We start from the raw sequence: 7,266 nt of genomic DNA on the forward strand, positions 1-7,266 counted from the left end.
ATCATGGCCACGACGACCATAACGACCACGGTCACGATGACCATGGCCACGACGACCATAACGACCACGGTCACGATGCTCATGCCAATGACGGCCACGACGCTCATGCCCATGGCGACGATGACCCCCATGCCTGGCAGGACCTGGCCAGGGCCAGGGGCTATGTGGGCAATATCCTCGACGGCCTGATCGAGAGCGACCCGGCCAACGAGTCGGCCTACCGCGCCAATGCCGAGCGCTATATCAACGAGATCGAGGCCACCGACGCCGAGATCCGCGAGCTGCTGGGCGAGATCCCCGCCGCCAGCAGCGTGATCACCGGCCACGACTCCTTCGGCTACTTCGCCAACGCCTACGGGCTGCGCTTCCTGTCGCCGGTGGGCCTCTCCACCGAGGCCGAACCCTCCGCCGCCGACATGGCCCGGTTGATCGATGTGATCCGCGAGCAGGACGTGCGCGCCCTCTTCCACGAGAACATGACCAGTCCGGCGGTGATCAACCAGCTCGCCGAAGAGACCGGCCTGCCCATCGCCGGCACCCTCTATGCCGATGCCCTCACCGCGGAGGGCGAGGCCAGCACCTACCTGGGCATGATGCGCCATAACGCCGCGACCCTGCATGCCGCCCTGGCCGAGCCGGGGCATAACGATCACGGCCATGAAGACCATGACCATGACCATGACCATGACCATGACCATGACCATGACCATGACCATCATGAGGATCATGGCCATAGCCACTGATCGGCAACGCGTTTGGCTGGATTGGGCGCTGCTTCGGCAGCGCCTTTTTTTGCACTCGACCCGCCAGATTATTTACCAAAAAGAAACAATAACATTCCTTTCTTGGTGATTATCAACAAAAAGAAAGCAAGTAGACTGCAGGCATTCCCTGACAACTTCCAAGAGGAAACCGCCATGCAAGCCTATGCCACCACCCTGTTGCGTCTCTCCCTCGGCGTCATGACCCTGGCCCACGGCCTGTTGAAGATCTTCGTCTTCACCATTCCCGGCACCGTGGCCTTCTTCGACTCCCTGGGACTGCCGGCCATCTTCGCCTACCTGACCATCCTCGCCGAGGTGGGTGGCGGCCTGGCCCTGATCCTGGGCATCTACACCCGCTGGGTGAGCCTGGCCCTGGTGCCGCTGCTGATCGGTGCCACCGTGCCCCATCTGGCCAACGGCTGGTTGTTCTCCAACCCGGGTGGCGGCTGGGAGTTCCCGCTGTTCTGGACCCTGGCCCTGCTGGTACAGGCCGGCCTCGGCGGCGGCAAGGCGGTACTCCACCCGCGCTTCGCCTAAACGGCCCAGCCATACAAACCACCAACACGACGGCGCCGCCCCAGTGGGCGGCGCCGTTGTTTGCGTTATCGGCAGGAAGAGGCTCAGGCGCCCAACTTGGCCAGGCGGGCCGCCTCCACAACCTCGATCCAGTAGCCGTCCACGTCTTTGACGAAGACCACGTCCTTCATCTTGCCCTGGTCGGAGCGCTTGACGAACTCCACGCCATTGGCGTCGAACCAGGCCTCGGCGGCATCCAGGTCCGGCACCGAGAAGCAGATATGCCCGAAGCCCTGGGGCTCGGCGTTGCCGTCATGATAGGCGAAGTCCGCCTGATCCTCGGTGCCCCAATTGTGGGTCAGCTCCAGCAGGCCCTTCTGGGAGAAGGTCCAGACGGTGCGCTCGCCGGTGTCCTCCGGCACCGCGTCGTCCGCCTCGAGGCGCGCCAGGAAGTAGAGGGAGAACCGCAGCTCCTCGAAGTCGAGGCGGCGCAGGACCCGCATGCCGAAGACCCGGGAGTAGAAGGCCAGGGCCCGCTCCGGGTCCTTGACGCGGAGCATGGTGTGGTTGAGCCGGAAGCCGTCGGTCTCCGGGGTCGGCGCCTGGACGCCGGGATGCTGCTCGCCGCTAAAGCTCATGGGAGTCTCCCTGTGGTTTAATCGGGTGATTCTAAAACAGATGCGTTTGGCTAGACTGATTTTCAACCCCGCCAAGGAAGGACAGGCCATGCCCCTCGCCCCGCCACGCGCCTTCGCCCTGATAACGCTCCTGCTGTGCCTGACCCTGCTGAGCGGCTGTGCAGGCCGCGACCTGGCCCTGCGTGACGCCGCCCCCGCGCTCTCCCTGGAACGCGCCCTGATCCTCGCCAGCGCCCGCCAGGCCCTGGGCACCCCCTACCGCTTCGGCGGCAATACGCCCCGGGGGCTGGACTGCTCCGGCCTGGTACAACTCAGTTACCGCGCCGCCGGCATCCCGGTGCCGCGCACCGCCGACGACCAGTACCGCCGACTGCCCGCGGTCGACGAGGCGCGCCCCGGCGATCTACTGTTCTTCGGCGACCGCCGCAAGGCCACCCATGTGGGCATCTATGTGGGTCGCGGCCAGATGATCCATGCCCCGGGCCGCGGTCGCGCGGTCACCCAGGTGCCGCTGGAGATCGCCTACTGGCAGGAGCGCTTCCTGGGCGCCGCCGGCCCGGCGCCCTGAGGCGCCGTTAAGGTTGCCATAAGCCGGGTGACCGACACTTCCCCGCCGCGCCTCCCGGCCCCGCTGCCTGAGGTATCCTGGCCCGAAGTGCCTCGGCGTACCGGCGCCAGCGGCCCCGACAGGAGGTAATCGACAACCCCATGCGTATTCTGCTGGTCGAGGATGACCCCAGCTTGGCCTCGGGCATCCGCCTGGCCCTCAAGCCGGAACACTATACCGTCGATCACCTGGCCGACGGGGCCCAAGCGTTGAGTGCCCTGCAGGGCGACGAACCCTTCGCCGCGGTCATCCTCGACCTGGGGCTGCCGGGACTGGACGGCATGCGGGTACTGGAGGCCATCCGCCGGCACGGCAATCCGCTGCCGGTGCTGGTACTCACCGCCCGGGATGCCGTCGACGACCGTATCGCCAGCCTCGACGCCGGCGCCGACGACTACCTGATCAAGCCCTTCGAGGTGGCCGAGCTCAAGGCCCGTCTGCGGGCCCTGCTGCGGCGTAGCCAGGGCCAGGCCAGCCCGGTCCTGGAGTGCCGCGGCATCCGCCTCGATCCCGCCACCCTCGGCGTCAGTCGGCATGGCGAGGCGGTCCGACTATCGCGCCGGGAATTCGCCCTGTTGCAGGAGCTCATGGGGCATCCCGGGCGGGTCTTCACCCGCGATACCCTGACCCGACGCGTCTACGGCTGGGAGGAGGACGTGGAGAGCAACGCCATCGAGGTGCATATCCATCACCTGCGCCGCAAGCTGTTCCCCGAGCTGATCCGCACGGTACGCGGCATCGGCTACGTGCTGGACCCGGCGCCCCGGGACGGCGCCCCATGACCTCGATCCGCCGCCGCACCCTGGGCCTGGTGCTGCTGGTCTTCGGCGTCAGCATGCTGATCATCGGCCTGGTCAGCTACCGCTATGCCGCCCATGAGATCGAGGAGCTCTATGATGCCAACCTGGCCCAGAGTGCTCGCCTGCTGGAGGGGCTGATCCAGGCACCGCTGCCCCCCGAACGGCGGGCCGCCCTGTTGGCCAGCCTGGAAGACGCCCTGCTGCGCGCCGACCAGTCGGACAAGCGCCTGGCCGGGCACCGGTACGAGAGCAAGCTGGCCTTCCAGCTATGGGAGGCGGAACGGCTGGTCCTGCGCTCCGCCAGCGCGCCCTCGGCGCCCCTCGCCACGGGGCCAGCGGGGTACACCACCGCCCGGGTGGCGGGTCACGAGTGGCGCGTCTATGTGCTGGACATGGCCGAGTCGTCACGGCGCGTGATGGTGGCGGAGCGCAGCGATGTGCGCGGCGAGCTGATCCGCGCGGTGGCGCTGCGCACCCTGCTCCCCGACCTGCTCGGCCTGCCGCTGCTGATGCTATTGCTGTGGTGGGCCACCGGCCGGGGGTTGCGGCCGCTGTCGCGCCTGGCCGCGGCGATCCGCCAGCGCGACCCGCACAACCTGCAGCCGTTGACCCTACGGCCGCTGCCCCGTGAGCTGGACACCATCGTCGGCGCCCTCAACCGCCTGCTGGAGCGCCTGCGCAACCTGCGGGTGCGCGAGAAGCGCTTTATCGCCGACGCCGCCCACGAGCTGCGCACGCCCCTGGCGGTACTCGACCTGCATGCCCAGAACGCCCTGGCCGCAGCCAGCCCAAGCGACCGCCGCGAGGCGCTGGAGGAACTGCGCGGCGGGGTGGCCCGCGCCACCCGGCTGGTCTCCCAGCTGCTGACCCTGGCGCGTCTGGACCCGGATGAGGTCAGCCCCGTACGGCCGACCCAGGACCTGCTGCTCGAGGTACGCGAGGCACTGGCCGAGCTCGCGCCGCTGGCCGCCGAGCGCGAGCAGACGCTGGACCTGCACGCCGACCATACCGCGGATTGGCGACTGCCCACCGAGCCCGGCACCCTCGCCACCCTGGTGCATAACCTGGTCGGCAACGCCCTGCGCCATTCGCCGCCGGGCGGCCTCGTCAGGGTGCAGCTGATCGCCGAGCCCGAGCAGCTGATCCTGCGCGTGGACGATTCGGGCCCCGGCATCCCCGCCGAGGAGCGCGAGCGGGTCCTCGAGCGCTTCCATCGCGCCGGCCCCGGCGCCGGTGCCGGCCTGGGACTGTCCATCGTCGAACGCCTGCTCGACCGCCACGGCGGGCGGCTGCTGCTGAGAGAGGCCCCCGAGGGAGGGCTGCGCGCCGAGGCACGACTGCCGCGGCGGTAACGCAACGGTCACGCGCCCTTAAGCCGCCGTTAAGAGAGCGCCCCTAGGCTGGGGATCATGCCCCAACCGCCTAGGAGAGATGACCATGATGCCGCTGACCGCCGCCCTGCCGCTCCCGTCCCTGTACCGCACTGGCCTGCTGGTGATCGCCGGCCTGGGGTTACTGGCCCTGGGTAGCCTCGTCAGCGGCTGGCCGCCGGTGGAGATGCCGCTGGGACTGGTCAGCCTGGGGGCCGTCGCCGCCACCCTGCTGGGCCCCTGCCGCTGGCGAGAGGGCGAGACCCTGGAAGCCCTCGGCGACCTGAGCCTGGCCAGCCTGGTCGTCTTCGCCGGCTTTCACCTGCTGGCCTGAAGGCGGCGGGTCCGCGTCAGGAGCTCGGCCGGCGCTTGAGGCTGGTGCGGCGCTCATGGAAGGCGATCGCCAGGCCACTGCCGATGATCAGGGCCGAGCCGGCGAAGACCCAGGCGTCGGGAATCTCGCCCCAGATCCACCAGCCCAGCAGCACCGCCCAGAGCATGCCGGTGTAGTCGAAGGGCGCCGCCAGGGCCGCCGGCGCATGTCGAAAGGCCAGGGTGATGCAGGCCATGGCGCCGATCCCGAAGATCCCGGCACCGAGAAAGCCCAGCCAGTGCAGCGGGGCCGGCACCTGCCACACCCAGGGCAACAGGACCCCGGTGACCACCAGGGGCACCAGGGTCACGTAGAAGACCATGGCCCAGAGGTACTCGCGGACCCCGTAACGCCGCGCGGTGATCATCAGCATCGCATAGCAGAGCGCCGCCCCCACCACCACCAGGCCGCCGACCTCGAAGCCGGCGCCGCCGGGGCGCACCACCACCAGCACCCCGAGGAAGCCCACCAGGGCCGCCACCAGCGGCAGGCGCCCCACCTTCTCGCCCAGCAGGGGCACCGAGAGCAGGGTCACGAACAGCGGGGCGGCGAAGGCGATGGCGGTGGTCTCGGCCAGAGGCAGCAGCGTCAGGCCGAAGACGAAGCAGAGCATGGTGCCGGTGGCGAAGAGGCCACGCACCAGGTGCACCCCGGGGCGCCGGGTCGTCAGCTTGCGCAGGCCACCGTAGAAACGCGCGATCAGGGCGATCAGCGGCAGCGACACCAGGGTACGGAAGAAGATGATCTGCACCGGCGAGTGCACCTCACCCAACCACTTGGAGATGGCGTCCCCCACCGAGAGACAGAAGACCCCGGCACACATCCACAGGATGCCCTTCAAGGACGCTGACATCGCCGCTCCTCCTTACCCCAGTTGTTGAATAATTAACACACCGACTCTACCCGACTCTCGCCCGCGGGGCGATGCCTCCCAGGCCTCGAGCGGCGGCCGGGCTTGCCAGCCCCCACGAAAGCAATGTTATATAGTTGCTTTTTCATCCCGAGAGACGAGGTCCCCATGTCCCTGCCGGCCACCACGCTCGCCGCCTCGCCGCCCCAGGCCGCCTTCGGCGACACCATCGAGATCCTGCCGAAGATCTTCCAAGACGACACCAACCTGGCGGTGATGCGCCGCCGACTGGACCCTTCACTTGCGGCCGGCGTGGCGGCCCAGCTCGAGGAAGCGCGACGCCTGGACTGGCGCTGGCGGGGCGGCGTCGGCGATGCCCTGGCCGAGGACCTGCTCGGCCACCTGCCACGGCCGGAGCGGGCCGGGCCCCTGGTGGAGGACATCGCCCTGATCTGCGAGGCCATGGCCTACCTCTTCGATACCGAGACCATCGGCGTGCGCCTGCAGCGCCTGGAGGGTGCCATGTGCCCGCGCTTCCATGTGGATAACCTGGCGGTGCGGCTGGTCAGCACCTATGCCGGGCCCGGCAGCGAGTGGCTGCCGGAGTCGGCGGTCGAGCGAGCCGGCCTGGGGGCGCCGCGCCCCGACAAGCCCGATCCCCTGCGCGATGCCCAATCGATTCGCCGCCTGGGGTGCGGCGATATCGCCCTGCTCAAGGGCGAGGGGTGGATCGGCAACGAGGGCCGCGGCCTGGTGCACCGTAGCCCCCAGCCGGCGCCCGGCGAGCCGCGGCTGCTGCTGGCCCTGGACCCGGGATAGATCTATACAATACCGATACAAAAAGTCTGGATGTCGTACAAAGCCTCGGAATGGCGCGGAAATCTCCTAGACAGGGCCATGCGATATTCTACCCTTATTGTACAAGGCCAACCTTTCCCACGAGGTAGCAGATGAGCACCATCGACTTGACCGACTGCCGCAAGCTGACCTACAAGCAGCTTGGCCAGGCCCTGCACCAGGGCTTTTCCCCCATCGTCGAGGTGGAGTCCCTGGATGGCATCTACACCGTGCATTTCCACCATGCCCACGGCGTCGCCGACCTGGTAGACGAGCACGGCAAGGTGCGCACCTTTATGGGCACCGGCGAGATCCGCGACCTGCTCGGCGACCTGGGCCTGACCCATGGGGTGCTGACCTGCGCCGACCAGTGCGGCGACGAGATGATCGGCGTACCGGGCAAGCCGATCACGCCGGACGAGATGCTCACCTACGGCACCCGCATCGCCTTCCGTTAGGTTTTTTCAACGCCTCGACGAGCGGCGCCCGCCGATCCGGCCGGATCGGCGGG

10 protein-coding genes are annotated in these 7,266 nt (G+C 68.5%); 8 read left to right on the plus strand and 2 right to left on the minus strand.

What is annotated here, in order from left to right:
- The coding region (locus HPA02_RS17740) for a metal ABC transporter substrate-binding protein (protein WP_146804537.1) at window positions 1-743 on the plus strand (743 nt) is incomplete at its 5' end.
- 174 nt (window positions 744-917) lie between these two features.
- On the plus strand, window positions 918-1,301 hold the full coding sequence (locus HPA02_RS17745) for a DoxX family protein (RefSeq protein WP_146804538.1): 384 nt from the start codon (window positions 918-920) through the stop codon (window positions 1,299-1,301).
- Between the two features lie 83 nt (window positions 1,302-1,384).
- Here the strand turns inward: HPA02_RS17745 and gloA are convergent, their stop codons facing one another.
- Entirely contained in the window at window positions 1,385-1,918 is a 534-nt protein-coding gene (gene gloA / locus HPA02_RS17750; protein WP_146804539.1) for a lactoylglutathione lyase, read from the minus strand.
- An 88-nt stretch (window positions 1,919-2,006) separates the two neighbouring features.
- Between gloA and HPA02_RS17755 the strand changes: the two genes are divergently transcribed.
- From HPA02_RS17755 to HPA02_RS17770, 4 genes are all read left to right on the plus strand, one after another.
- Entirely contained in the window at window positions 2,007-2,486 is a 480-nt protein-coding gene (locus tag HPA02_RS17755) for a C40 family peptidase (protein ID WP_146804540.1), read from the plus strand.
- Between the two features lie 140 nt (window positions 2,487-2,626).
- Window positions 2,627-3,307, plus strand: coding sequence for a response regulator (locus HPA02_RS17760; protein ID WP_146804541.1), 681 nt, complete (start codon window positions 2,627-2,629; stop codon window positions 3,305-3,307).
- Window positions 3,304-4,677: an ATP-binding protein gene (locus HPA02_RS17765; RefSeq protein ID WP_146804542.1), complete on the plus strand. Its 1,374-nt coding sequence runs from the start codon at window positions 3,304-3,306 to the stop codon at window positions 4,675-4,677. The genes HPA02_RS17760 and HPA02_RS17765 overlap by 4 nt, the downstream gene beginning before the upstream one ends.
- Window positions 4,678-4,762: 85 nt before the next feature.
- A complete protein-coding gene (locus tag HPA02_RS17770) occupies window positions 4,763-5,029 on the plus strand; it encodes a hypothetical protein (protein ID WP_146804543.1) in 267 nt (88 codons plus the stop codon).
- Window positions 5,030-5,045: 16 nt separating this feature from the next.
- Here the strand turns inward: HPA02_RS17770 and HPA02_RS17775 are convergent, their stop codons facing one another.
- Window positions 5,046-5,921: a DMT family transporter gene (locus HPA02_RS17775; RefSeq protein WP_146804544.1), complete on the minus strand. Its 876-nt coding sequence runs from the start codon at window positions 5,919-5,921 to the stop codon at window positions 5,046-5,048.
- Between the two features lie 165 nt (window positions 5,922-6,086).
- Between HPA02_RS17775 and HPA02_RS17780 the strand changes: the two genes are divergently transcribed.
- Together HPA02_RS17780 and HPA02_RS17785 are read left to right on the plus strand one after the other, a co-directional pair.
- The gene (locus HPA02_RS17780; protein ID WP_146804545.1) at window positions 6,087-6,737 is read left to right on the plus strand and encodes a DUF1826 domain-containing protein; all 651 of its coding nucleotides are present in this window, start codon (window positions 6,087-6,089) and stop codon (window positions 6,735-6,737) included.
- 131 nt (window positions 6,738-6,868) lie between these two features.
- Window positions 6,869-7,213, plus strand: a complete 345-nt coding sequence (locus HPA02_RS17785; RefSeq protein ID WP_146804546.1) for a DUF6482 family protein — start codon at window positions 6,869-6,871, stop codon at window positions 7,211-7,213.
- Window positions 7,214-7,266 lie beyond the last annotated feature (53 nt).

Source organism: Bisbaumannia pacifica (genome assembly GCF_007989625.1).
GTDB lineage: Bacteria > Pseudomonadota > Gammaproteobacteria > Pseudomonadales > Halomonadaceae > Bisbaumannia > Bisbaumannia pacifica.

Coding starts and splice junctions, on each gene's coding strand:
- HPA02_RS17755 (WP_146804540.1), top strand. CDS start 2,007: ATGCCCCTCGCCCCGCCACGCGCCTTCGCCCTGATAACGCTCCTGCTG.
- HPA02_RS17765 (WP_146804542.1), top strand. CDS start 3,304: ATGACCTCGATCCGCCGCCGCACCCTGGGCCTGGTGCTGCTGGTCTTC.
- gloA (WP_146804539.1), bottom strand. CDS start 1,918: ATGAGCTTTAGCGGCGAGCAGCATCCCGGCGTCCAGGCGCCGACCCCG.
- HPA02_RS17775 (WP_146804544.1), bottom strand. CDS start 5,921: ATGTCAGCGTCCTTGAAGGGCATCCTGTGGATGTGTGCCGGGGTCTTC.
- HPA02_RS17785 (WP_146804546.1), top strand. CDS start 6,869: ATGAGCACCATCGACTTGACCGACTGCCGCAAGCTGACCTACAAGCAG.
- HPA02_RS17770 (WP_146804543.1), top strand. CDS start 4,763: ATGATGCCGCTGACCGCCGCCCTGCCGCTCCCGTCCCTGTACCGCACT.
- HPA02_RS17745 (WP_146804538.1), top strand. CDS start 918: ATGCAAGCCTATGCCACCACCCTGTTGCGTCTCTCCCTCGGCGTCATG.
- HPA02_RS17760 (WP_146804541.1), top strand. CDS start 2,627: ATGCGTATTCTGCTGGTCGAGGATGACCCCAGCTTGGCCTCGGGCATC.
- HPA02_RS17780 (WP_146804545.1), top strand. CDS start 6,087: ATGTCCCTGCCGGCCACCACGCTCGCCGCCTCGCCGCCCCAGGCCGCC.